This window comes from Devosia sp. (genome assembly GCF_014860165.1).
GTDB lineage: Bacteria > Pseudomonadota > Alphaproteobacteria > Rhizobiales > Devosiaceae > Devosia.
In genome coordinates this window covers 17,081-42,188 of record NZ_JACZKG010000071.1, presented here as the reverse complement: position 1 = coordinate 42,188, position 25,108 = coordinate 17,081, and the positions used below count along the sequence as shown (strand labels likewise).

The 25,108-nt window shown below is 64.7% G+C and carries 16 protein-coding genes and 1 pseudogene; 14 read left to right on the top strand and 3 right to left on the bottom strand.

The annotated features are described in order from the left end of the window. The first annotated feature begins 222 nt into the window (after positions 1-222). From IH615_RS17495 to IH615_RS17435, 13 genes are all read left to right on the top strand, one after another. Positions 223-2,766 (top strand): methyl-accepting chemotaxis protein, encoded by a 2,544-nt coding sequence (locus tag IH615_RS17495; RefSeq protein ID WP_291363858.1) that lies wholly within the window; start codon positions 223-225, stop codon positions 2,764-2,766. Between the two features lie 157 nt (positions 2,767-2,923). Next, a complete protein-coding gene (locus IH615_RS17490) occupies positions 2,924-4,981 on the top strand; it encodes a methyl-accepting chemotaxis protein (RefSeq protein ID WP_291363856.1) in 2,058 nt (685 codons plus the stop codon). 205 nt (positions 4,982-5,186) lie between these two features. Continuing rightward, a complete protein-coding gene (locus IH615_RS17485) occupies positions 5,187-7,271 on the top strand; it encodes a methyl-accepting chemotaxis protein (protein WP_291363854.1) in 2,085 nt (694 codons plus the stop codon). A 281-nt stretch (positions 7,272-7,552) separates the two neighbouring features. Further along, the gene (locus IH615_RS17480; RefSeq protein WP_291363852.1) at positions 7,553-9,637 is read left to right on the top strand and encodes a methyl-accepting chemotaxis protein; all 2,085 of its coding nucleotides are present in this window, start codon (positions 7,553-7,555) and stop codon (positions 9,635-9,637) included. A gap of 149 nt (positions 9,638-9,786) precedes the next feature. Then, positions 9,787-11,811: a methyl-accepting chemotaxis protein gene (locus IH615_RS17475; protein ID WP_291363850.1), complete on the top strand. Its 2,025-nt coding sequence runs from the start codon at positions 9,787-9,789 to the stop codon at positions 11,809-11,811. Positions 11,812-11,979: 168 nt separating this feature from the next. Continuing rightward, entirely contained in the window at positions 11,980-14,424 is a 2,445-nt protein-coding gene (locus tag IH615_RS17470) for a methyl-accepting chemotaxis protein (protein WP_291363848.1), read from the top strand. 181 nt (positions 14,425-14,605) lie between these two features. Beyond that, complete coding sequence (locus tag IH615_RS17465) at positions 14,606-16,210, top strand: globin-coupled sensor protein (protein WP_291363846.1); 1,605 nt, start codon at positions 14,606-14,608, stop codon at positions 16,208-16,210. A gap of 62 nt (positions 16,211-16,272) precedes the next feature. Then, positions 16,273-16,653 carry a DUF1801 domain-containing protein gene (locus IH615_RS17460; RefSeq protein ID WP_291363844.1) on the top strand — a complete coding sequence of 127 codons (381 nt, stop codon included), beginning with the start codon at positions 16,273-16,275 and terminating at the stop codon, positions 16,651-16,653. 36 nt (positions 16,654-16,689) lie between these two features. Then, positions 16,690-17,052: a methylglyoxal synthase gene (locus IH615_RS17455; RefSeq protein ID WP_291363842.1), complete on the top strand. Its 363-nt coding sequence runs from the start codon at positions 16,690-16,692 to the stop codon at positions 17,050-17,052. A 121-nt stretch (positions 17,053-17,173) separates the two neighbouring features. After that, positions 17,174-17,944, top strand: a complete 771-nt coding sequence (locus IH615_RS17450) for an ABC transporter ATP-binding protein (RefSeq protein WP_291364132.1) — start codon at positions 17,174-17,176, stop codon at positions 17,942-17,944. 52 nt (positions 17,945-17,996) lie between these two features. Continuing rightward, positions 17,997-18,701: an ABC transporter ATP-binding protein gene (locus tag IH615_RS17445; RefSeq protein WP_291363840.1), complete on the top strand. Its 705-nt coding sequence runs from the start codon at positions 17,997-17,999 to the stop codon at positions 18,699-18,701. A gap of 151 nt (positions 18,702-18,852) precedes the next feature. Further along, on the top strand, positions 18,853-19,857 hold the full coding sequence (locus IH615_RS17440; RefSeq protein ID WP_291363838.1) for a branched-chain amino acid ABC transporter permease: 1,005 nt from the start codon (positions 18,853-18,855) through the stop codon (positions 19,855-19,857). Next, on the top strand, positions 19,854-21,137 hold the full coding sequence (locus tag IH615_RS17435) for a branched-chain amino acid ABC transporter permease (protein ID WP_291363836.1): 1,284 nt from the start codon (positions 19,854-19,856) through the stop codon (positions 21,135-21,137). The genes IH615_RS17440 and IH615_RS17435 overlap by 4 nt, the downstream gene beginning before the upstream one ends. Before the next feature lie 172 nt (positions 21,138-21,309). Here IH615_RS17435 and IH615_RS17430 read toward each other — a convergent pair whose 3' ends face one another. From IH615_RS17430 to IH615_RS17420, 3 genes and pseudogenes are all read right to left on the bottom strand, one after another. Beyond that, complete coding sequence (locus IH615_RS17430) at positions 21,310-21,870, bottom strand: dihydrofolate reductase family protein (RefSeq protein WP_291363834.1); 561 nt, start codon at positions 21,868-21,870, stop codon at positions 21,310-21,312. A 66-nt stretch (positions 21,871-21,936) separates the two neighbouring features. Then, a pseudogene (locus IH615_RS17425) lies at positions 21,937-22,531 on the bottom strand (class I SAM-dependent methyltransferase). A 63-nt stretch (positions 22,532-22,594) separates the two neighbouring features. Further along, positions 22,595-23,797: an ABC transporter substrate-binding protein gene (locus IH615_RS17420; protein WP_291363833.1), complete on the bottom strand. Its 1,203-nt coding sequence runs from the start codon at positions 23,795-23,797 to the stop codon at positions 22,595-22,597. 227 nt (positions 23,798-24,024) lie between these two features. Here IH615_RS17420 and IH615_RS17415 point away from each other — a divergent pair, with 227 nt between their 5' ends. Next, positions 24,025-25,050, top strand: coding sequence for a glycine betaine ABC transporter substrate-binding protein (locus IH615_RS17415; protein WP_291363831.1), 1,026 nt, complete (start codon positions 24,025-24,027; stop codon positions 25,048-25,050). Positions 25,051-25,108 lie beyond the last annotated feature (58 nt).

The following is a 25,108-nucleotide window of genomic DNA, read 5'->3' as shown; positions in this document are numbered from 1 at the left end:
GCGGGTGGCCTTTTGTCTATCAGGCTGTCACTGCCGAAATTTCAGGCAGGTCAAAATCATCCGTAAGGAGTGGTTAATCGCCCGCATGTATCGTTTCCATAGCTCGGCCATGCGTGCCGACCGAGGGGGACGATCACTGCGATCCGCGCCGAAAAGGCGCGGTATTTCCATGCCATCCAGGAGGAGGCGCGGCGCGGCGGTCGACAAGAGCTGGAGTTTTCGATGGGATTTCTGCCGCAACTGAAGATCGCCCAGAAGCTGCCACTGGCGCTGGTCGGATCGGCGCTGCTGGTGAGCGCGGGCGTGGGCATTGCGAGCTACCTGATCGGTTCGGCCACGGTCGATCAATTGTCGCGGCGGCAGATCGAAACCATTGCCACCCAGACATCGGACGAACTCGGCTCGTATCTCGATGGCGTCGCCAAGGATCTGACGATCACTGCGGCGACGGAATCGACGCAGACCGTGCTGCGCGACCTCAACATCAATTGGGGCCAGTTCCTGACCGGTTCGCTGGCGACCGACCCGGTGGCGGCGCTGCAGACGGCCTATATCGCCAACAATCCCGATCCGGCCAACCGCGAACTGCTCGACGTGTCGACGGCCGACAAGCGGACCAATTACGATTTCACCCATTCCAAGATCCATCCCGCCTTCCGCCGGCAGCTGCAGGCGCGCGGCTATGCCGACCTGATCGTGCTGAGTCCGGCAGGCGACCTGGTCTATTCGGTCAAGAAGCGCGATGACCTGGCGACCAATTTCGCCGCTGGCGGCCCGGGGGCCGAGACGGGCCTGGGCAAGGCGTTCCAGGCGGCAGCCGCCATGACCGAAGGCGGGCAGGTCGCGTTCCAGGATTTTTCGGCCTATGCGCCTGCGGGCGGCGTGCCCGAGGGCTTCATGGCAACGCCGGTCTTCGACAACCGCCAGAAGCTGGTGGGCGTCCTGGCCGCAGCCATCTCGACCGCACCGATCAATTCCATCATGAGCAAGAGCGAGGGCCTGGGCGAGACCGGGGAGAGCTTCTTTGTCGGTCCCGATTTCCTCATGCGCTCGGATTCGCGCTTCTCGGAAGCCGATGACTCACTGGCCACTACGTTCCAGAATCCGGTGGTGGAAGCCGCGCTTGGCGGCACCGCGGCCGTGGGCATGTCCTCGGACTATCGTGGCATGGACATGATCCTCACCGCGCAGCCGCTGAGCTTTGGTGGCGCCAACTGGGCGGTGGTGACCGCGGTGGGCGAAAACGAGGCTTATGCCCCCATCACCGAGATGCGCAACCTGATGCTGGCCATCGGTGGCGGGCTGCTCGCCATTGCGGCGATTGCCGGCTATTTCTTCGCGCGCTCGGTCAGCCGCCCGATCAGCCGTTTGACCACGACGATGGAAGCGCTGGCCGATGGTGACCTGGATGTCGAGGTGCGTGGCGCCGACGGCAAGGATGAACTGGGCGCCATGGCCCGCGCCGTGGAAGTGTTCCGCGAGAACGGGCTCAAGATGGCCCAGATGACCGAGGCGGAAGCCGCCCAGATCATCCGCAACCAGGCCGAACGCGCCGCCATGATGCAGGATCTGCAGCGCGCCTTCGGCGCTGTCGTCGATGCCGCGATTGCCGGCGACTTCAGCCGGCGGGTCGATGCCGAATTCCCCGATGACGAGCTCAACACGCTGGCCCGCTCGGTCAATAACCTGGTGGCGACGGTGGATCGCGGCCTGAGCGAAACCGGCACGGTGCTGGCCTCGCTCGCCGATACCGACCTTACCCGCCGCATGGAGGGCGACTATCAGGGCGCCTTCGCCCGACTCAAGGCCGATACCAATGCGGTGGCCGAAAAACTCACAGATATTGTCGGCCAGCTCAAGGACACCTCGCGCACGCTCAAGACCGCCACCGGCGAGATCCTGTCGGGCGCCAATGACCTGAGCGAACGCACCACCAAGCAGGCGGCAACGATCGAAGAGACGTCGGCGGCAATGGAGCAACTGGCTTCGACCGTGCTGCAGAACGCCGAGCGCGCCAAGGAGGCGAGCACGGTTGCCTCGACGGTGACCCGGACCGCCGAAGAGGGCGGGCAGGTGATGCACCAGGCCACCGAGGCGATGGAGCGCATCACCCAGTCTTCGGGCAAGATTTCCAACATTATCGGACTGATCGACGATATTGCCTTCCAGACCAATCTGCTGGCCCTCAACGCCTCTGTGGAGGCCGCGCGCGCCGGCGATGCCGGCAAGGGTTTTGCCGTGGTGGCCGTGGAAGTGCGGCGCCTGGCGCAATCGGCGGCCAATGCATCCAGCGAGGTCAAGGTGTTGATCGAGCAGTCGGCCGGGGAAGTGAAGGGCGGTTCGCGCCTGGTGCTCGATGCCGCGGCGAAGCTCGAGGCCATGGTTGCCGCGGCCCGGTCGTCGAACGAGTTGATGAGCGGCATTGCCAAGGAAAGCCGCGAACAGGCCGGGGCGATCGACGAGGTGAATTCGGCCGTCCGCACCATGGACGAGATGACCCAGCACAATGCCGCGCTGGTCGAGGAGATCAACGCCGCCATCGAGCAGACCGAGTCGCAGGCCACCGAGCTCGACCGCATCGTGGACATCTTCGCCATCAGCGAAACCTCGGTCGCGCCGCAGCGCCGTGCGGCTCCGGTGCAGGCTTCGCCGGTCAAGGCCTTTGCCGATGGCGCCCGGGGCCTGCAGGACAAGCTCAAGACTGTCGCCAAATCCTATCTCAGCCATGGCAATGCCGCCGTGGACAAGGATTGGAACGAATTCTAGCCGAGACAGAACGATCGGGATATCGCGCAACGGGGCCCGCTGGGCCCCGTTTTACTGTGTGTTATCAGGCACCAAGCGCAACCGGGCGTTAAGGTCCGCCGGAATATCTTGCTTCCATACAAGTTGGCGCCGGGGGCGGCAGGGGGAGCGGCAGATCATGAAGACCATTGCGGGTTTCTGGGGTAACGTAAAGCTGACGACGGCCGTGGCGGCCCTGGTGCTGACAAGCATCACCATCACCATCATCGCCTATTCCGGCAGCGGCTATTTCGACATGCGCCGGCAGTCGGTCACCCAGGCGATCGAGCAGCAGGCGGCAAACCTGCAGGTGGCGGGCACCATTCTGGAAAAGCGATTGTCCGGTTCGGTGCTGACCTGGGCGGAGGATGGCCAGATCGCGGCATTCCAGGCCTATTCCCTTCCCTTCTTCCACGATACGGCAGCCATCGATTCGGTGACCCGCATCACCAAGGGGGCGGCGGCCATTTTCGGCATCGACGCCACCAGCGGACAATTCATCGCCAAATCCACCAGCTTCGTGCTGCCTGACGGCGAGCGCGCCATCGACTTCGCGCTCGATCCCGCCTCGCCCGAACATGCGGCACTGGCTGCGGGACAGCCCTACCATGGCACGGTCACCATGCAGGGCGTCGAGTATTTCGGCGCCTTCCAGCCCTTTACCGATCTCAAGAACAATCCGCTGGGCGCCTTCTTCGTGGGCAGCGAAACAGCGCTGGCGGCGGTGGCCGCCAACAATGCACTGCCGGGCATGGCGACGATCGGGCTGATCCTGCTCGTGGTGCTGGGTGGGCTCAGCCTGTGGATCAGCCACCTGCTGATGCGGCCGATTCCGCGCATTGCCGGGGCGATGGGCGCCATTGCCGAGGGCGATTACGGCACCGAGGTGCCTTATGTGGCGCGCGGCAACGAGCTGGGCGAGATGGCGCGGGCAGTGGAAGTCTTCCGCGCCAATGGCCTGCGTGTCAGCGAGATGACCGAAGCCGAAGCGGCGCGCATTATCGCCGATCGGGACAATCGCCAGCTGATGATGAGCGAATTGCAGAGCGCCTTCGGCCAGGTGGTCGATGCGGCAGTGGCCGGTGACTTCAGCAGGCAGGTGACGACAGAATTCCCCGATCCCGAACTCAATGGGCTGGCCGGCAGCGTCAACGCGCTGGTATCGAGCTTCAATCGCGGCGTGGTCGAAATGGGTACAGTGCTCGGTGCGCTGGCCCATACCGACCTGACACGCCGCATGGAGGGCGCTTACGAGGGCGCCTTTGCCACACTCAAATCCGACATCAATGCGGTGGCCGAGAAGCTGACCGAAGTCGTTGGTCAATTGCGCGAGACCTCGGGCACGCTCAAGACGGCCACGAGCGAGATCCTGTCGGGGGCCAACGACCTCAGCGAACGCACGACGCGGCAGGCAGCCACGATCGAGGAAACCTCGGCGACCATGGAGCAGCTGGCCACCACCGTGCTGCAGAATGCCGAGAGGGCTGCGCAGGCCAGCGGCGTCGCGGCAACGGTGAGCGAGGCGGCCGAGGATGGCGGACGGGTCATGCATCAGGCAACCGAAGCCATGGAGCGCATTACCCAGTCTTCCGGCAAGATCTCCAATATCATCGGGCTGATCGATGACATCGCCTTCCAGACGAACCTGCTGGCGCTCAATGCCTCGGTCGAGGCGGCGCGGGCGGGAGACGCCGGCAAGGGCTTTGCCGTGGTGGCGGTCGAAGTGCGGCGGCTGGCCCAGTCGGCAGCCAACGCCTCGGCGGACGTCAAGACGCTGATCGAGCAGAGCGCCGGGGAAGTTCGCCAGGGCTCGGGCCTGGTCAATGACGCAGCGGCGCGGCTGGCCACCATGCTGGCGGCAGCCCGCTCGTCCAATGAGTTGATGACCGGCATTGCCCGGGACAGTCGCGAGCAGGCCTCCGCCATCGAAGAGGTGGGCGTTGCGGTGCGGCAGATGGACGAGATGACCCAGCACAATGCCGCGCTGGTGGAAGAAATGAACGCCGCCATCGAGCAGACCGAGGCGCAGGCCACTGAACTGGACCGCATCGTCGCGGTCTTTGCGGTGGACCAGGCGCCCGTTCGGGCCGCGCAGTCGGCTGGCGCACGGGGCCTGCAGCAGAAGCTCAAATCGGCCACGCGCTCCTACGCCAGCCACGGCAATGCGGCCATCGATGCCGACTGGACTGCGTTCTAGCAATGGAAGAATCAGGGCGCCATTGGCGTCCTGATTGTCCGGTTTGCCAATAAATCTGCATCCCATGGGCGAAATCGTCACCGGAAACGATACCGGGACTGCCCCGCACAACTTTCGATTAACCGCTTTCCCGTAATTTTCCTCCTCAGCAGGTCCGCTGCGCGCGAGGAATTCGCTGCATCCGGACGTCCGGGGGGAAATGACCATGCGGAAGTTCTTTGAGGTCTTTGGTAACATCAAGATGACCACCGCCATCGCGGCGCTGGTCCTTGTCTCCATCATTGGGTCGATCGCGGCAGTGTCGGGTGCCATCTACTTCAACCTGCATGCCCAGTCGGTTACCGACAGCAAGGCGCAGCAGGAAACCAACCTCGCGGTTGCGGCCACGATCCTGGAGCGGCGCATTTCCGGTTCGGTGCTGAACTGGACCGAAGAGGGGACGATGGCCGCTTTCCAGAGCTGGGCCGTCCCGCCATTCTACGACACCGAGATCATCGATTCGGTGACCCGCGTCACCAGGCAGGATGCCACCATCTACGTGCTGGACGCGGCCACTCAGGTCCTGGCCGGCAAGACGACGAGCCTCATGGCGGCCGATGGTACACGCGTCGCCGACCTGGCACTGGACGCCACCAGCCCCGCGTTTGCCTCGATCCTGGCGGGCGAGCCGTTCGTAGGTGCACTGCCGATCAACGGCATCAGCTATTTCGCGGCCCTGCAGCCCATCGAGAAGATGAGCGGCGAGGTCATGGGTGCGATCTTCGTTGGTACGCCAATGGCCAATGTCGAGGCCGCCGCCAACGGCGTGCTCGGGCTGATCCTGATGGTTGGGGGCCTGGTGACCGTTGCCCTGGGGCTGCTCGGCCTGCTGCTGTCGCGCACGATCACCAAGCCAATTCCCAAGCTCGCCAGCTCCATGGAAACCATTGCCGAGGGCAATTACGAGATCGAAGTGCCCTATACGCGGCAGGGCAACGAAGTGGGCGCCATGGCCCGCGCCGTGGAAATATTCCGCCAGAATGGGCTGCGCGTCAGTCAGATGACGGAGGCAGAGGCCGCGCGCATCATCGCCGATCAGGAAAACCGGCAGAAGATGATGAGCGAGCTGCAGTCCGCCTTTGGCGAGGTCGTTGACGCGGCCGTGGCCGGCGACTTTTCGCGGCAGGTGATGGCGGAGTTTCCCGATCCGGAACTCAATGCGCTGGCCGAGGGCGTCAACAATCTCGTGCGGACGTTCAATCGCGGCGTGACCGAAATGGGCCAGGTGCTGGGCGCCATGGCCGATACGGACCTCACTGAGCGCATGGAGGGCGAATATGAGGGCGCCTTTGCCACGCTCAAATCCGACATCAACGCGGTGGCCGACAAACTGACCGAAGTGGTCGGCCAGCTGCGCCACACGTCCGGCTCGCTCAAGACCGCGACCGGCGAGATCCTCTCGGGCGCCAACGACCTCAGCGAGCGCACGACCAAGCAGGCGGCGACGATCGAGGAAACCTCGGCTGCCATGGAACAGCTGGCGGGTACGGTGCTCAAGAATGCGCAGCGTGCCAAGGATGCCAGCGCCAATGCCGCCCAGGTCACCCGCACCGCCGAGGAAGGTGGGCAGGTGATGGATGCGGCGACCTCGGCCATGGAGCGCATTACCCAGTCGTCGGCCAAGATTTCCAACATTATCGGCATGATCGACGACATTGCCTTCCAGACCAACCTCTTGGCCCTCAATGCCTCGGTGGAGGCGGCGCGGGCCGGTGATGCCGGCAAGGGCTTTGCCGTGGTGGCGGTGGAAGTGCGGCGGCTGGCCCAATCGGCAGCCCAGGCCTCCAGCGAGGTCAAGGTGCTGATCGAGCAGTCGGCAGGCGAGGTCAATGCCGGCTCCAAGCTCGTGGGCGATGCGGCCGGCAAGCTCAAGGTTATGCTGGAGGCGGCGCGGGGCAATAACGGCCTGCTCGAATCGATCGCCAATGACAGCCGCGAACAGGCTTCGGCCATCGAGGAAGTGACGACGGCCGTGCGCACCATGGACGAAATGACCCAGCACAATGCCGCGCTGGTGGAAGAGACCAATGCGGCCATCGAGCAGACCGAGGCGCAAGCCACCGAGCTCGACCGCATTGTCGAGGTGTTCCGTATCACCCAAAGCGACAGTCCCGCCGTCCGGCAGGACCAGCGGCCTGCCGCCGCCGCTGCCAGTGGCGGTGCGCGGGGACTGCAGCAGCGGTTGGCTGCGGCCTCGGTCAATCTGACCCATGGCAATGCCGCGCTGGCGCCCGACTGGAACGAGTTCTAGCTCTCGGTCGACACACAGAGCCGGGACCCGCGCTGCTCCGGCAGCGCGGGTCTTTCGTTTCGGGGGCGTCAATTCTGCGCCGGTTGCCGTGCGCCGCAACTTGTCGGACAAGTCCGAAATCTGCCTGGCAACTGAATGACATGGTGTGGTTTGGTGGGTGCCCCGACCGTCGGAAAGGCCCGGATTTCCGGGCGATAAACATTCGCTTAAGCCTATGCTGATAATTTTCCCGGATTGGCGCGGAGGACTTCTCGACGCGCATAATTTTGGGGCTGACTGGCATGTTGAAGCGCGCTGGCCACTTTATCGGCAATATCAAGCTGACGACGATGATCGCGATCCTGGTGATCTCGGCGATCATCGTTTCCGTATCGGTGGTGACAGCGGCGATCTATCTCAACCTGAGTGCCTCCACGCGCGCCACTGCGCTCGACCAGCAGACGACCAATCTGAAGACGGCGGCGACCATAGTGCAGGCCAGCCTGCCGGGCGCCGAAGTGGTGTGGAGCGAAACCGGCGACATTGCCGAGATCCGCACATGGGCCATGCCACGGCAGTTCCTCAACCACGAGATCGTGGATTCCATTGCGCGGATTACCGGCGAGGCTGCGACCATTTTCGGCTGGGACGAGGCCAGCCAGGATTTCTTTCGCATGACCACGACCATTGTCGGCGATGATGGCGAACGCATTGTGGGGACGCCGCTGGGCCAGTCCAGCCCGGCCTATGCCCCGATGATGGAAGGCAAGGCCTATTTTGGCGAGGCGACGATTGTCGGCAGGCCCTTCTACACCGCCTATCAGCCCATTTTCGACCAGACCAACAAGCCGGTGGGCATCGTGTTCGTGGGCATCGACAAGGGCGAGATCGAGGCCGTCGTCTATGATGCGGTCAAGGTGCTGCTCGTAGTGGGCCTCGCCACCCTGGCGGTCCTGGGCGCCCTTGGCTACCTGCTGTCGCGAGCGATGATGGCGTCGGTTCCCAAGCTGGCCGGCACGATGAAGGCGGTTGCGGAAGGCGACTATCACGCCGAGGTGCCGTTCATCGAACGGGGCAATGAGGTAGGCGAGATGGCCCGGGCCGTGGAAGTGTTCCGCGAGAACGGCCTCAAGGTCAGCCAGATGACCGACGAAGAGCGGGCCGCCTCGCAGCGCCGGCGGGTGGAGCGCACCGACATGATGGTGGCCCTGCAGGCCGCCTTCGGCGAGGTGGTCGATGCCGCCATTGCCGGCGACTTCTCCAAGCGCGTGCATGCGCAATTTGCCGATCCCGAGCTCAATTCGCTCGCCGCCAGCGTCAACAACCTGGTCGAAACGGTCGACCGCGGTATCGCCGAGACCGGCGAAGTGCTGGCAGCGCTTGCGGACACCAACCTGACGAAGCGGATGGCGGGCGACTATCAGGGCTCCTTCGCCAAGCTCAAGGGCGATACCAATGCGGTGGCCGACAAGCTGACCGAGGTGGTCACGCAGCTGCGCTCGACCTCGCGGACCCTCAAGACCGCGACGGGCGAAATCCTGTCGGGCGCCAACGACCTTTCCGAACGGACCACCAAGCAGGCGGCGACGATCGAGGAAACTTCGGCCGCCATGGAGCAACTGGCCAGCACGGTCGCCGAAAATGCCCGCATGGCCGAAGACGCCAATGGCAAGGCCCAGTCGGTATCGCAGAGCGCCGCCCATAGCGGGGTCACGATGAGCGAGGCCAACCAGGCCATGGAGCGCATCACCTCCAGTTCGGCGAAGATTTCCAATATTATCGGCATGATCGACGACATTGCCTTCCAGACGAACCTGCTGGCCCTCAATGCCTCGGTGGAAGCGGCGCGGGCAGGCGACGCCGGCAAGGGTTTTGCCGTGGTGGCCGTGGAGGTGCGGCGCCTGGCGCAGTCGGCCGCGCAGGCGTCCAGCGAGGTCAAGGTGCTGATCGAGCAGTCGGCAGGCGAGGTCCAGGGCGGCAGCAAGCTCGTCTCCAGTGCCTCCGAGCAACTGACGGCCATGCTCGAGGCCGTCAACCAGAATGCCAGCCTGATGCAGTCGATCGCCAAGGCGAGCCGCGAACAGGCCGCGGCGATCGACGAGGTCTCGGTGGCGGTGCGCACGCTCGACGAGATGACGCAGCACAATGCGGCGCTGGTGGAACAGACCAATGCCGCGATCGAACAGACCGAGGCGCAGGCCAGCGAGCTCGACCGCGTGGTGGATATCTTCACCATCGAGGCGACTGCCGAAGCGGCGCCGAGGCGGGCCCCAGCGCGCGGCTTGCCGACGCAAGAGCGCGGCGTCGTGGACAAGGTGCGGTCGGCGGCGCGTTCCTACCTGTCGCAGGGCAATGCGGCCATTTCCAAGGACTGGTCGGAATTCTGATTCCGCACCACCCGCCGGGGCAAAGGGGCGCCGCAAGGCGCCCTCTCCGCTTTTGGCGGTGCGTGAAGCGCATGGTTTACCGGGTATTAAGGCAAGGATGAGATTTGTTCCGTCGGGGCACTTAGTCATCGCCCCCTGGAGTAATTGAATTGTCCCGCTTGTTTACCGGCAGCATTGCCCGGCGTCTCTACAGTCTGCTGTTCGTCTTCGCCCTCGGCTTTGCCGGCGTTGTGGCCTACCAGCTCTACGCCCTGCGGCAGAATCTGGACGCTTTCAAGCGCACGGAAATCCAGAGCGTCGTGCAGGCTGGCGCCGGCATCGTGCAGCACTACCATGCGCTGGCCGAGGCGGGGACACTGTCAACCGAGGCGGCGCAGGCCGCTGCGCTCGATGCCCTGCGGGCCATGCGCTACCAGGGCGAAGAGTACATTTTCGTCGACAATTTCGACTATGTGAACGTGCTGCACACCTATCAGCCGGAGAAGGAAGGCACCAACCGGCGCGAAACGACCGACGCCAATGGCAAGCTCTACATGGCCGAGATGATCGACGGCGCCAAAGCCCAGGGATCGTACTTCGTCTCCTATGCCTTCAAGGACAAGGATGGCCTGTCCAAGGACAAGGTCACCTATGCGCAGGCCTTCGCGCCCTGGGGCTGGACGATTGCCAGCGGCGTGCTGATGACCACGGTGCAGGCCATCTTCATGCAGGCAGCCGTCACCAGCGCCGCGATCACCCTGGGCGTGATGGCCGTGGTGCTGGCGTTGGGCGCCCTGATCGCCCGCGCCATCCGGCGGCCGATCGCGGCGCTAACAGCCGACATGGTGCGACTGGCCAACAATGACTTCGACATCGTGCTCGAAGGCCAGGACCGGCGCGACGAAATCGGAGACATGGCCCGGGCGGTCGACGTGTTCCGCGAAAACGGGCGCAAGATCAGCCAGATGACGGAGGCGGAGGCTGCCCGCATCGTGGCTGAGGAGCAGAGCCGTCGCGCCATGATGACCGACCTGCAGGCTGCATTCGGCCAGGTGGTGGATGCGGCCATATCAGGCGATTTCACCAGGCGGGTCGAGACGGAATTTCCCGATCCGGAGCTCAACGGCCTGGCCAGCAGCGTCAACAGCCTCGTCACCACGGTGGACCGTGGCCTCGACGAGACCGGGCGGGTCCTGACGGCGCTGGCCAATACGGACCTCACCCACCGCATGGAGGGGGACTATCAGGGCGCATTCGCTCGCCTCAAGACCAACACCAATGCGGTGGCCGACAGGCTGAGCGAGGTGGTGACGCAGTTGCGCGAGACCTCGGGCACGCTCAAGACTGCCACGGGCGAAATCCTGTCGGGCGCCAATGACCTGAGCGAACGCACCACCAAGCAGGCGGCGACGATCGAAGAAACGTCGGCGGCGATGGAGCAGCTGGCCTCGACCGTGCTGCAGAACGCCCAGCGCGCCAAGGAAGCCAGCGCCAATGCCGGCCAGGTGACCCGCACGGCCGAAGAGGGCGGGCAGGTGATGCAGCAGGCCAACGAGGCCATGATCGCCATCGAGGCCAGCTCGGGCAAGATCTCCAACATCATCGGGCTCATCGACGACATCGCCTTCCAGACCAACCTGCTGGCGCTCAACGCCTCGGTGGAAGCGGCGCGGGCGGGTGATGCCGGCAAGGGTTTTGCCGTGGTGGCCGTGGAAGTGCGGCGCCTGGCGCAATCGGCCGCCAGCGCCTCGGCTGACGTCAAGATGCTGATCGAGCAGAGCGCCAACGAGGTCAAGGGCGGCTCGCGGCTGGTGGCGGACGCTGCGGCACGCCTGTCGTCCATGCTGGAGGCCGCCCGCGCCAACAACCAGCTCATGGAAGGCATCGCGCGGGAAAGCCACGAACAGGCCTCGGCCATCGAAGAGGTCAACGTCGCGGTCCGCACCATGGACGAGATGACGCAGCACAATGCGGCGCTGGTGGAGCAGACCAATGCCGCCATCGAGCAGACCGAGGCGCAGGCGAGCGCGCTCGACGCGATCGTGGCAGTGTTCAACACCGGCCGCGAGCCGGCCGCCGCTGCAAAGGTCCGCGCAGCACCGGCACCGGCCAAGCCGGCCAGTGTCAGGAAGGCCGCCCAGACCTATCTCAGCCAGGGCAATGCCGCCATCTCGGCTGACTGGAACGAATTCTAGGCCAGGTGCTGCGGCGGTCCCCGGGTCAAGATCCGGGGACCGCCGCGAGCCCGAAGGGCTTCCTTAACCTCCTGGGGCCTATGGTTTATTCGCGTCATGGCCGTGGAAGAGGAGCTGCGGGCATGCCTTGGCAAAGGCAGCAGTGCCACAACTCCGGAAGTATCCTCGATGACGACGCAGCTCAAACTTGCCTTCAAGCTGCCAGCGATGGTCGTGGCGATCGCGCTGGTCACCGGCGCGAGCCTGGCCCTGGCCGGGTACTTCGCCAGCAACAGCATTGTCACCAGCCAAGCCGAGCAGCGGCTGACGGCGGCGGCGGCCAATGCGCGCTCGACGCTCGAGGCCTATCTCAGCGAGGTCGCCGAAGATCTGACGCTGTTTGCGGGGCGCTCGGAAATTGCCGCCGATATTGACCTGTTCTCGGGCGCCATGCGTTCGCTGTCGGGTCAGGGCGACCCGACCGAGCTGCTGCAGGACGCCTATATCACGCAGAACCCGCATCCGGCCGGGGAGAAACTGCTGCTCGACACATCGGACAAGCTGCCGGTCTATGACCTGCACCACCGGGCCCTGCACAGCGACTTCCGCAGCCTGCTGCAGGCGCGCGGCTATTACGACATCTTCCTGTTCGATACCGACTTCAACAACGTCTATACGGTGTTCAAGGAGGCCGATTTCGCCACCAATTTCGCCGAGGGCGGCGGGCCTTGGGCCGATAGCGACCTGGGCAAGGTGGTGCGCGACGCCATGGCGGGTGAGGAGGGGCAGGTGTTCCTCTCCGATTTTGCGCCCTATGGACCGAGCGCGGGCGCCTCGGCCAGCTTCATCGCTGCGCCAGTCCATGACCAGGGTTTCCTGATCGGCGTGATTGCCTTCCAGCTCTCCACCGCACGTATCGGTGACGTGCTGAACCGTACGCAGGGCCTGGGCGCGAGCGGCGAGATCTATCTGGTCGGCCAGGATGGTCTGGTGCGCAACGATTCTCCCAGGACCGAAGGCAATGATGCGCTGACTCTGTCGCTCCAAGGCGAGGCCATCGACGCCGCGCTGACGGGCAGCGTCGCCCTGGGCAAGCTGGCCCATCACGAGGGGGCGAGCTATGTCGCTGCGAGCGAACCGCTGAGCTTTGGCGGCGTCGACTGGGCCGTGGTGGCGCTCGAAAGCGAGGCCGACATTGCCGCGCCATCGGTGGGCCTGCGCAATTCCATGCTTGTCATCGGCCTGGTGCTGCTGGCGCTGGCCGCTGCGGCCAGTGTCTTCATCGCCCGCACGATCACGCGGCCGATTTCCCGCCTCACGGATGCCATGGCCAACATTGCCGCCGACAGGCTCGAGTTGGCCGTGCCCGGCCTCGAGCGCGCCGATGAACTGGGCGCCATGGCCGAAGCCGTCGAGGTCTTCCGTGGCAACGGGCTCAAGATGCGCGACCTGCGCGCCGCCGAGCTCGACATGAGCGATGAGCGGGCTGCGCGGGTCAGCGTCGTCCAGGGATTGCAGCAGGAGATCGGTGCGGTCGTGGGCGCCGCGATCGATGGCGACTTTTCGCGGCGCGTTGGCACCGAGCTCAGCGATCCGGAACTGCGCCAGCTGGCGTTTGATGTGAACGACCTGGTGGCAACGGTCGATCGCGGGCTGACCGAAACCGGCAATGTGCTGGCCTCGCTCGCCCGCGCCGACCTCACGCACCGCGTGACGGGCGACTACAAGGGCGCGTTCGGCCGCCTCAAGGCGGATACCAATGGCGTGGCCGAGCAATTGGGTGACATCATCACCCAACTGCGCGGAACGTCGGGTGCGCTCAAGACGGCGACGGGGGAAATCCTGTCGGGCGCCAATGACCTCTCCGAGCGCACCACGCGCCAGGCGGCCACGATCGAGCAAACCAGCGCCGCCATCGAGCAGCTCAGCCGTACCGTTGTCGACCATGCCACGCAGGCCGAACAGGCCAGCCGCGAGGCGCGGGCGGTGTCGGCCGAGGCTGAGGCCAGCGGTGAGGTGATGGGTGAGGCAACCGGGGCGATGGAGCGCATCACCCAGTCGTCGGGCAAGATTTCCAACATTATCGGGCTGATCGACGATATCGCCTTCCAGACCAACCTGCTGGCGCTCAACGCCTCGGTCGAAGCGGCGCGGGCGGGCGATGCGGGCAAGGGCTTTGCCGTGGTAGCGGTGGAAGTGCGGCGTCTGGCTCAATCGGCGGCCAGTGCGTCGAGCGACGTCAAGGCGCTGATCGAACAGTCGGCCAACGAGGTCAAGGGCGGAACGCGCCTGGTGGCCAGTGCTGCCGAGCGCTTGCAGGCCGTGCAGGGAGCGATCCGCGCCAATGCAGCGCTGCTTGACGGCATCGCCACGGCCAGCCGCGAGCAAGCCGCTTCCATCGACGAGGTCAACGTGGCGGTGCGTCATCTCGATGAGATGACCCAGCACAATGCGGCGCTGGTCGAAGAGACCAATGCAGCGATCGAGCAGACCGAGGCACAGGCCAATGAACTCGATCGGGTGATCGGGGTGTTCACAGTGACGCGGCCGGCGCAAACTACCCCCGCCACGGAGGCGTCCGGCAGGCCATCCGGCCTCACCGCGGCGGCAGGGAGCCGTTTCGGCCGCCGTTGAGCGCCAACAGGATGGTGTCGTTGGGGAAAGCGTCGCGGCGGATCGATTAAGTTCCGCCGAGAACTTATCAATGAATAATTTACCATGAACCGCTAGAATGACCGTGAGTTGATCCAGGTCAAGATTTGGGAGTCTGGGCCATGACAAGTCTCAAACCCGCAATGTTCATGGTCCAAACGACATGCAAGCGAAGAACTCCCTCCAGACTCGCCTCGACTTCATAGGACTGGACGCGGCTTCGCGTGAGCAGCTGGCAAGTGTGCAGCGGCACATCGACACTCACCTGCCGCTTGCCCTCGACAAATTCTACGCCAAGATCGCCAAGGTGCCTGCGGTCGCGAAGTTCTTTGACGGCAAGCCGCAGATGGATCGTGCACAATCCAAGCAGATCGGGCACTGGAAGGCGATTGCCGCCGGCAAGTTCGACGATGACTACTTCGAGGCCAGTACCAGGGTAGGGCTGCGCCATGCGCAGATCGGACTGGAACCGCGCTGGCATATCGGGGGCTACGGCGTGATCTTCGAGACCCTGGTGCTGGGACTCATTCACGACGCCATGGCAGAGGCTCTGACTCCCACGCGGGGCCGTTTCGGTGGAAAGACTGCGCAGTCTCCGGAGGCTGTACTGGAGCGGGCCGATGCAATGGCGGAGGCGCTTGGCGCCGTGCTCAAATCCATGCTGCTCGATATCGACATCGGCGTTACCGCCTATTTTGACAAGATGACCGAAGAGGCCCGCGCGGCCGACGATGCCGCCAAGGCCAAGATCAATCGCGCCGTTGCTCTCACCGGCGCGGTGCTCAAGGATATGGCGCAGGGGGATCTGACCAGCCGCATTACCGACGCGTTCGAACCCGAATTCGAGCAGATCAAGGACGATACCAATGCCGTTGCCGAGAAGCTGACCGGCATCGTCAGCCAGTTGCAGCAGACATCGCGTTCGCTCAAGACGGCGACAGGGGAGATCCTGTCGGGCGCCAATGACCTAGCTGATCGGACCACACGACAGGCCGCCACGATCGAAGAGACCTCGGCGGCGGTCGAGCAGCTGTCGACGGCCGTGGTGGAGAATGCCCGCCGTGCCGGGACGGCGAGCGAGAAGGCGCAGGCGGTTTCTGCCAGCGCCGCGCAGGGCGGCGACGTCATGCGCAGGGCGAGCGAGGCCATGCTGGCCATCGAATCCAGTTCGGCCAAGATTTCCAACATTATCGGGTTGATCGACGATATCGCCTTCCAGACGAACCTGCTGGCCCTCAATGCTTCGGTGGAGGCGGCGCGCGCCGGCGATGCCGGCAAGGGCTTCGCGGTCGTCGCCGTCGAAGTGCGGCGGCTGGCGCAGTCTGCCGCGCAGGCCTCCAACGACGTCAAGGCACTGATCGAGGCGAGCGCCAATGAGGTGCAATCCGGTTCGCGGCTGGTGGCGCAGGCCGCCCAGACGCTGCTGGGCATCGTGAGCGGGGCAGAGGAGAGTGCGTCGCTGATCGACACGATCGCGCAGGCGAACAAGGAACAGTCCGGCGCCCTCGAAGAGGTTGCGGTTGCTGTCCGGGCGATGGACGAGATGACCCAGCACAATGCGGCGCTGGTGGAACAAACCAATGCCGCCATCGAGCAGACCGAAGGCCAGGCGGGGGAACTGGACCATATCGTGGAAGTCTTTCGCATCGGCGCCACGCCCGGACCCGTGCTGGCGCCGGCGCCGGTCAAGCGCGCGGCGGCGAAGCCCGTTCGCGCCGCCCAGAGCGTGGGCAATACTGCTCTCGCCAAGGACTGGGCCGAATTCTAGCGTGCTGACACGAGCTGTCAGCAGGTCCTGACAGGATCTGGGTGTTCATCTGGATTTCACCCATGCTCACGTCAGCCGTCGATCCCGTCTATTCCAGCGATTTCGCCACGCTGATCGCGCCGCTGCCGGCGGCGGTGGGGGAACTGACGGCGCGGCTGGTGGCGTTGATCGCGGCGCATCCGGGGCTAGCGGGCAAGGTGATGAACGGCTGGAAGTCGGTCAATTTCCGCCATGCCGTGGCCGGCCATGTCTGTTCGGTGTTTCCGCAGGTGGACCGGGTGACGCTCTATTTCGAGCATGGACGGCTCTTGGAACATGGCGATGGGCTGCTGGCCGGCGACGGGCTGAAGAAGGGTCGATACCTGCGTCTCGTGCCCGGCGACGATATTCCAGTGGACCGGATCGGCATCCTGCTCAGCGAGGCCATTGCCCTTTTTGCCTGAAGCATGCTTGTAGAAATCTTGCATCTGGAGGGCAGCATGGCGCGGATTGGCCTGGTGGCACATGACGACAAGAAGGATGACCTCTGCGTCTGGGCCGAGCATCACAAGCACAAGCTCAGCCAGCATGAGCTATGGGGCACCGGCACGACCGGCAGCCGGGTCATGGCGGCCACGGGATTGACCGTGACGCTGCTCAAGAGCGGTCCGCTGGGCGGCGACCAGCAGCTGGGCGCGATGATCGCCGAGGGCAAGCTGGACGTCTTGATCTTCTTCATCGATCCGCTCTCGGCGCAGCCGCATGATGTCGACGTCAAGGCGCTGACCCGGCTGGCGACGCTCTATGACGTCCCCTGCGCCAACAACAAATCCACAGCCGACGCGGTGCTCGCCTACCTTTGATCGGGCCGGCAAGGTTGACCCTTGCGTTACCTTATGAGCAGATGCCCCAAAATTGCCCGGATGATGAACCGGACATGAATGGCTTTTGGGAAACGGGACGGCTTTGGTGCCCTCTGACTTGGTGATTGACGTTCGCAACGTCAGCAAACGCTTTGGCGGCCTGACGGCCGTGAACAATTGCTCGCTCTCGGTGCGGCGCGGTTCGGTGACCGGCTTGATCGGGCCGAACGGGGCGGGCAAGTCGACCCTGTTCAACATCGTGGCCGGCAATATCGTGCCCGACGAGGGCTCGGTGATCTTTGACGGTGCCGATGTGACCGGCTTCAAGCCGCATCAGCTGTTCCGCACGGGCATGCTGCGCACCTTCCAGATCGCGCATGAATTCTCCAACATGACGGCGCTGGAAAACCTGATGATGGTGCCGGGCGACCAGCCGGGCGAGTATCTGGGCAATGCCTGGTTCCGCCCGGGTCTCAGCAGATCGCGGGAGACCGAGGTGCGCAAGAAGGCGCTCGATGTCATCGACTTTCTCAAGCTGGGCCATGTACGCAACGAGCTGGCCGGGAACCTCAGTGGCGGGCAGAAGAAGCTGCTCGAGCTGGGCCGCACCATGATGGTGGATGCCAAGGTGGTGTTGCTCGACGAAGTAGCGGCCGGCGTCAACAAGACGCTGCTCAATGACCTGGCCAGCAATATCGAGCGCATGAACAAGGAACTGGGCTACACCTTCTTCGTCATCGAGCATGACATGGACCTGATCGGGCGTTTGTGCGACCCGGTCATCGTCATGGCGCAGGGCGAGAAGATCGCCGAGGGTCCGATGGCCGAAATCCGCGCCAATCCCCAGATCGTCGAAGCCTATTTCGGCACGCCCGTGGAGGCGGTCTCCTGATGCGGGTCTCCTTGTCCGAAAACCGGTTCCCACTTTTCCGGGAGACCCGTGCATGGCTCTGATCGAACTCAGGAATGTCGTGGGCGGCTATGGCGGGGCGCCGATCCTCAATGGCGTCAACATGGCCATTGAGCAGAGCGATATCGGCGTCATCGTTGGGCCCAATGGTGCAGGCAAATCGACGACGCTCAAGGCCATCTTCGGATTGCTCAAGGTGACCGGCGGCACGATCGAATTCGGCGGCCGGAATGTCGCCAACTCGCTGCCCGATGCGCTGGTGCCGATGGGCCTGAGCTTCGTGCCGCAGGAAAAGAACGTCTTCACCTCGATGAGCGTCGAGGAGAACCTCGAAATGGGCGCCTTCACCCGGCGCGACGATTTCAAGGGCACGATGGACTGGGTCTACCAGATGTTCCCGGTGCTGGCCGAGAAGCGCAAGCAGCCGGCGGGCGAATTGTCGGGCGGGCAGCGGCAGATGGTGGCCATGGGCCGGGCGCTGATGAGCAAGCCGAAACTGCTGATGCTGGACGAGCCCTCGGCGGGCCTGTCGCCGCGCTATGTGATCGAGATTTTCGAGACCATCGTGCGCGTCAACAAGGAAGGCGTGGGCATTCTCATGGTCGAGCAGAATGCGCGGCAGGCGCTGGCCTTTGCCTCCAAGGGCTTCGTGCTGGCGGGCGGGCAGAACCGCTTCACCGGCACGGGCGCCGAACTCATTGCCGACCCCGAAGTCGCCAAGAGCTTTTTGGGGGGTTGATGATGTTGCATCAGGCCCAGCCCAACCCACCACGTCATTCCCGCGCAGGCGGGAATCCCTGTTTACAGCGCCAACCCGAAACGGAGATTCCCGCCTGCGCGGGAATGACGCCGTGGGTGGGAAATGTGCCGTGCGCCGCTGAGGCATCCGCATGACCGAATTCATCTTCTTCATCAACCAGGTGGTCATTGCGGGCGCGGTGCTCGGCTGCATCTATGCCCTGGGTGCTGTCGGCATCACGCTGGTTTTCGGCATCCTGCGCTTTGCCCATTTTGCCCATTCGGAACTGATGACCTCGGGCGCCTTCTTCGCGTTCCTGCTGGCGCTGCTGTTTGCCCATTGGGGAATCGTGACGCCGATCCCGACCGGGTTCGTGGTGCTGCCGATCGCCATGGTGCTGTCGGCCATCTTCGCGCTGGGCATCGACAAGGGCTTTTATGCGCCGCTGCGCCAGCGCGGGGTGAGGCCAGTGACGCTGCTCATTGCCTCGATCGGGGTGACGCTGATGGTGCAGGGGTTGATCCGGCTGTTCTTCGGCGCCGGCTCCTGGTCGTTCTTCGAGACCGAAACCAAGGACGTGTTCCGCATCGACACGACGTTCCTGGGATCGACACGGCCGCTCGTGATTACCGAGCCGCAGCTGCTGATGATCGTGGTGACGCTCATTTCCGTGCTGGCGCTGCATTTCTTCCTGACCCGGTCGCGGCTGGGCAAGGCGATGCGCGCCATGGCCGACAATGCCGACCTGGCGCAGGTCTCGGGTATCAATACGGCGCTGGTGGTGCGGGTGACCTGGATCGTCGCCGGAGCGCTGGCCTGCATGGCCGGCACCATGCTGGCGCTGGACGTGACGCTGAAGCCGGACCTGGCCTTCAACATCATCATCCCGATCTTTGCCGCCGCCATCGTGGGCGGCCTGGGCCAGGCCTATGGCGCCATTGCTGGGGGCCTGCTGATCGGCTTTGCCGAGTCGCTGGCCGTGTTCAACTGGACCATGGTGCTGCGGCCGCTCAATGCGGTGCTGCCCGAATGGCTGCAGCTGCCGGCCACGCTGGCGCTGGTGCCGACCGAATACAAGCTCACCGTGGCCTTCGTCATCCTGGTGGTGGTGCTGCTGGTGCGGCCCACGGGAATCTTCAAGGGAGCCTCGTCATGATCCGGCGCTCGCTTACTCTCTTTGCCGGGCTGTTCGTGCTGATCCTGGTGATCGGCTGGCTGATGGGCATGCCCTTTACCTCGTCGCGCCTGGTCGAAGCCGCCGCCTATAGCCTGATCGCGCTGGGCCTCAATATCCAGTGGGGCTATGGCGGGCTGTTCAATTTCGGCATCATGGGGTTCCTGATGCTGGGCGGCTTTGCGGTCACCTTCATCTCCTATCCGGTCAATCCGCAGTTCTGGGGCTCGGACGGCCCGATGCTGCTGGGGCGGGCGCTGCTGGCCTTTGCCGCCGGGGCGCTGCTCGTCTATGGCGCGCGCAAGAGCGACAGGCTGGGCATTCGCGGCGGCTGGAAGAGCTTCGTCACCGTGCTCGCCTGGTTCGTGGCTTATGTCATCTATCGCAGCCAGATCGACCCGGCCGCGGCCTATATCGAGGCCAATGCCGGCTTTGTCGGCGGGCTGGGGGCGCATCCGGTGCTGGGCTGGCTGTTCGGCGGGGTGCTGGCGGCGGTCATCGCCTTCATCGTCGGCAAGATCGCGCTGGGCCTGCGCACCGACTACCTGGCCATTGCCACGATCGGCATTTCCGAGATCATCCGGGCGCTGATCAAGAACATGGACTGGCTGACGCGCGGTACGCTGACGGTGTCGCCGATCCCGTGGCCGACGCCGCTGCCGCAGGCCTATCAGGCCACCGGCTCGGACCAGTTCGCCTCGCTGCTGCTGGCGCGCGGCGGCTTCCTGCTGCTGGCTCTGGTGGTTCTCGCCATTGCCATGTGGCTGATCTCCCGCGCCTATTCCGGCCCCTGGGGCCGCATGATGCGGGCCATCCGCGACAACCACATCGCCGCCGCCTCGATGGGCAAGAACGTCACGGCGCGGCAGCTCGAAATCTTCGTGTTCGGCTCGGTGCTGATGGGCATTGGGGGCGCCATGCTGGTTAGCTTCACGCAGATCTTTGATCCATCGAGCTACCAGCCAATCAACCACACGTTCCTGATCTGGGTGATGATCATCGTGGGCGGGGCCGGCAACAATTGGGGCGCCGTGTTCGGCGCAGTGCTGATCTGGCTGGTCTGGGTGGTGTCCGAGCCGCTGGCCAAGGTGATCTTCGAGAATGTGAGCTACTGGTCGACCAATGTCGGCTGGGGCGCGATTCCGGAAATCGAGTCGCGCTCGGCGCAGATGCGCGTGTTCGTGCTGGGCCTTGTGATCACCATAGCGCTGCGCTTTGCGCCCAAGGGGCTGATTCCGGAAGCGGTGCGGCGGGACGCTTAGGCCATACCGGGGGCCAAACTACCCCCATCCTTGATCCAGCCTTCCGGGCACAACCCTCAAGGCCTCGTCACCTAAAATCGCTCCACCGGAGCGATTTTGTCTGCGGCCGGCTCGGAGCCCCCAAAGGGGGAGGGTGTCGACTGCAGCATTTCGGGCCACCAAATGTGCCGCCTCAGTGTTTCGCCTCATAGGTCAGGGCTATGGCGCCTGAGGCAAAGCTGCGCTGGCTCTTGAGGGTCAGGTCGAGGGGGGAAAGCAGGCCCGAGAACAGGGTCGGCCCGTGTCCGGCAATGCGCGGGTGGACGAGGAAGACGAAGTCGTCGATGAGGCCCAGGGCGGCGATCGAGCGGGCGAGGTTGAGGCCACCGAGGGAAATGATCCCGTCCTCCTCGCGCTTGAGCTGTTCCACGGCGCTTTTTAGATCGCCCTGCAGCAGACGGGCGTTCCAATCGACCTCGGTCAGCGTTGTCGATGCCACGAACTTGCGGGCCTTGTGGATGGACTGGGCGAAGGGGATGACCCAGCCGGGCGTGCCGTCGGGCACCACGCCGGTCTCGGCAATCGGCCGCCACGCCGGTTCCATCATCTGATAGGTGACACGGCCATAGAGCAGGGCGTCGGCACTGGTGATGACGTCGGACCAGAACTCATGCATTTCCGGATAGGCCACGATGGCCATATGGTCGCAGCAGCCGTCGAGCGTGACGTTGATCGAATATTGCAGTCGCGCCATGATCTCTTCCCCTCGTTCGGCCCGAGGCGACCATAGCAAAGCCTGGCCCGCAGGCAGAGCCTGATATCAGCCGCGCTTGCGCGCCTCGACCCAGAGCCAGCGGGTCGGCTCGCCGTCATAGCCAGACCCGTCATTTTCGGTGATGTCCAGGCTGGCCCATGCGCCTGATGCGGCCAGGTGGGCCCGGAGCTGGTCGGCGTCGATATAGTTGTAGTAGCGCCCAAAGCGGTCGCGGCCTTCACTGTTCCCGGCCTTGAAGCTGGCGGTCAGCACGCCGCCGGGGCGCAAGGCGCGGAAGATGCGGGCGAGGTCGTCGGTTAGTTCCTCGCGCGGGGCGTGCAGCAGGCAGGCACAGGCCCAGACGCCGTCATAGGCGGCGACATCATCGAGTTCGTGGAAGGCCATGATGCGCACGGGGCAGCCGAGCCGCGCCTGGGCCTCTGCCGCCAGTTCCGGCGAGGCGTCCGACGGGGGTGACGGCAAAGCCTGATGCCAGCATGGCGGCGGCGTCGCGGCCATTGCCGGTGCCCAGTTCGAGCACGGTGCTGCCCGAGGGCAGGCGCGCCATGAAGCCGGCGAGCTGCGGCGTGGGGCGCTGGGCATGCTGCACATAGGTCGCGGCATTGTCGGCGTAGAATTTGAGTGTTTCGGGATCGGGCATGGGCTCCTCCAACAAAAAAGGCCCGGGATCGCTCCCGGGCCTTCGGATTTCAGCGGATCCAGATTACTGGATCAGGCCCTTCTCGACGAAAGCGCCTCCTTCGACGGCGAGTTCGACGATGATGCCGTCCACGTCGCCGGCTGCGTCGAAGTCGAGCGCGCCACCGGCGCCTTCATAGTCGATGTCGGTGCCGGCCTTGATCAGCTCAACAGCCTTGCTCCACTCGCCGGGCAGGATCTTCTCGCCGGGCGCCGAGGCGACTTCGCGCAGGGCAGCCGAGAGACCTTCGCGAGTGGCCGAGCCGTTCTTCTCGATGGCGAGAGCCAGCAGGAATGCGGCGTCGTATGCCTGGGGGGCGTAGGTGGCGTTGGCCACAAAGCCATCGCTGGCGAAGGCGTTGTAGATGTCGACGGCAGCGCCTTCAGGGGCACCGGCGCGGGTGGCGACGAGGCCTTCGACGGCGGCAGCGTCGATGCCCGAGAGCAGGTCGTCGCCGACCATGCCGTCACCACCGACATAGAGGGTGAAGTTGCCGGATTCGACAGCCTGGCGCAGCACGGTGTTACCCGAGGCGTTGGCATAGGCCAGGATCACCAGGTTCTGCGAGGCGACCAGGTTGCCCAGCTCGGCGCGGTAATCGGCCTTGCCTTCTTCGTGGGCGACATTGGCCGCCACGGTGCCGCCGCCGGCGGTGTAGGCAGCGCTCAGGGCATCGGCGAAGCCTTTACCGTAGTCATTGTTGACATAGGTGATGGCGATGTCCTTGACGCCCTTGGCGAGCAGGAGTTCGGCCAGCTTCACGCCCTGGAGCGCGTCCGAGGGGGTGGTGCGGTAGACGAGGTCGTTGTCTTCCAGCGTGGTCAAAGCCGGGGCCGAGGAGGCCGGGGAGATGAACACGACATTGCCCGAAAGGCCCGAGCCGTTGAAGGCGCCGATGGTTTCACCGGTGCAGAGCGCGCCGACGATGCCCACGACGTTGTCGGTGTTGATCACCTTGTCGGCGGCCGCGGCGGCAGCGGTGGCGTCGCAGGCGCCGTCGGCGGAAACGATCTTGAGCTCGCCGCCCAGGATGCCGCCCTGTTCATTGACCTGCTTCACGACCAGCTCGGCGCCGGCAAAGATCGGCGGGGTCAGGGATTCGATGGGGCCGGTGAAGCCGCCGATGAAACCGATGGTGGCACCGGTATCCTGGGCAATGGCTGGCGCGGCGACGGCAAGGGTCGAGGCGGCAACGGCCAGAGTCAGGGTGTTCTTGAGATTGAGCATGTACGTCCCTCTGCTGGGTCGATCCGCCGAGAGGCTCTTGGCCGAGCCAGTCTTTTCGCACGGAACGACGCGATAAAGGGGGCGCAACCCGCGCCCCGCTGCGGCGAATGTTGCACATTTGATTGGCCGGAGTCACCTTGTATTGATTGGGAATTCGGCGTGCCGCGGCTGTTGCTTAACGGGGGCGACTTTTGCATAGAGTGAGGCCCCTGAGGAGGCGTGGCGGCATGAAGGCGAGGCTATTGCAGGCGGGGTTGATGCTGGTCGCCATGCTGGTGGCGGCGCCGGCTCTCGCCCAGATCACCGTGCTCGACCAGGCCCAGGATGCGCCGGCTTCCGAAGCGGCGCCGCCGCCGCCACCTTGCGGCACCCAGCCGCTCAGCATTGCCCGCATGGGCTGGCCCTCGGCCGAACTGTTGGCCGAAATCCATGCCCGCATCCTGGTGCGCGCCTATGGCTGCGACGTGCAGGTGGCGCCGGGAGACCTGGGGGCCACGGCATCGTCGATGGGCTCGACCGGGCAGCCGGCCGTGGCGCCCGAAATGTGGGCGACCCGCGTGGCCGATGTGTGGAATGCCGGGACGGAGGCACAGATGCTGCGGCCGGCGGCGCCCACCTATGTCGAGACGCAGTTCGAGGGCTGGTTCATGCCGGACTATGTGGCGCTGGCGCATCCCGAACTGGTGGCGGCGGCCGGTCTCGCCGTGGCGCTGCCGACCCTCAATGCCGGGGCGCCGGTGCGGTTCATCTCCTGCCCGCCCGACTGGGCCTGCGCCCTGATCAACCGCAACCTGGTGCGGGCGCTGGGGCTGAGCGGCATGGTGGACATGGTCGAGCCGGCGACCCGCTTCGAGATGGATACGCTGATTGCCGAAGCAGTGAGCCGCAGCGAGCCGATCCTGTTCTATTACTGGCAGCCCAATGCGGTGCTCAGCCAATTCAACTTCGTGCCGCTCGACATGGGCGCCTATGATGAAGAGGCGGCCAAGTGCCTGGCGCGGGTGGCCTGCCCGACACCGGTGCCCAGCGCCTTTCCCAGCGAGACGGTGGTGGTGGCGCTGGCCGAATGGGTTTTCACCGACATTCCCGAGATTGCGGGCTATTTCCAGCGCTCGAGCCTTGCCCTCGCCGAGATGAATGACCTGCTGGCCGCACTGAACGAGCCTGGCGCGACCGTCGAGGGGATTGCCGACCGGTTCGTCGCCGAGCGGCAGGACATCTGGCAGGGCTGGGTGGGCACGCCGGCACAATAGGCGTCGCATCACTGTCATCGAGTTGTCGTATATTGCCCGGCTTGGCGTTGCTAACCAT

Coding starts and splice junctions, on each gene's coding strand:
- IH615_RS17495 (WP_291363858.1), top strand. CDS start 223: ATGGGATTTCTGCCGCAACTGAAGATCGCCCAGAAGCTGCCACTGGCG.
- IH615_RS17490 (WP_291363856.1), top strand. CDS start 2,924: ATGAAGACCATTGCGGGTTTCTGGGGTAACGTAAAGCTGACGACGGCC.
- IH615_RS17485 (WP_291363854.1), top strand. CDS start 5,187: ATGCGGAAGTTCTTTGAGGTCTTTGGTAACATCAAGATGACCACCGCC.
- IH615_RS17480 (WP_291363852.1), top strand. CDS start 7,553: ATGTTGAAGCGCGCTGGCCACTTTATCGGCAATATCAAGCTGACGACG.
- IH615_RS17470 (WP_291363848.1), top strand. CDS start 11,980: ATGACGACGCAGCTCAAACTTGCCTTCAAGCTGCCAGCGATGGTCGTG.
- IH615_RS17465 (WP_291363846.1), top strand. CDS start 14,606: ATGCAAGCGAAGAACTCCCTCCAGACTCGCCTCGACTTCATAGGACTG.
- IH615_RS17460 (WP_291363844.1), top strand. CDS start 16,273: ATGCTCACGTCAGCCGTCGATCCCGTCTATTCCAGCGATTTCGCCACG.
- IH615_RS17455 (WP_291363842.1), top strand. CDS start 16,690: ATGGCGCGGATTGGCCTGGTGGCACATGACGACAAGAAGGATGACCTC.
- IH615_RS17445 (WP_291363840.1), top strand. CDS start 17,997: ATGGCTCTGATCGAACTCAGGAATGTCGTGGGCGGCTATGGCGGGGCG.
- IH615_RS17440 (WP_291363838.1), top strand. CDS start 18,853: ATGACCGAATTCATCTTCTTCATCAACCAGGTGGTCATTGCGGGCGCG.
- IH615_RS17435 (WP_291363836.1), top strand. CDS start 19,854: ATGATCCGGCGCTCGCTTACTCTCTTTGCCGGGCTGTTCGTGCTGATC.
- IH615_RS17430 (WP_291363834.1), bottom strand. CDS start 21,870: ATGGCGCGACTGCAATATTCGATCAACGTCACGCTCGACGGCTGCTGC.
- IH615_RS17420 (WP_291363833.1), bottom strand. CDS start 23,797: ATGCTCAATCTCAAGAACACCCTGACTCTGGCCGTTGCCGCCTCGACC.
- IH615_RS17415 (WP_291363831.1), top strand. CDS start 24,025: ATGAAGGCGAGGCTATTGCAGGCGGGGTTGATGCTGGTCGCCATGCTG.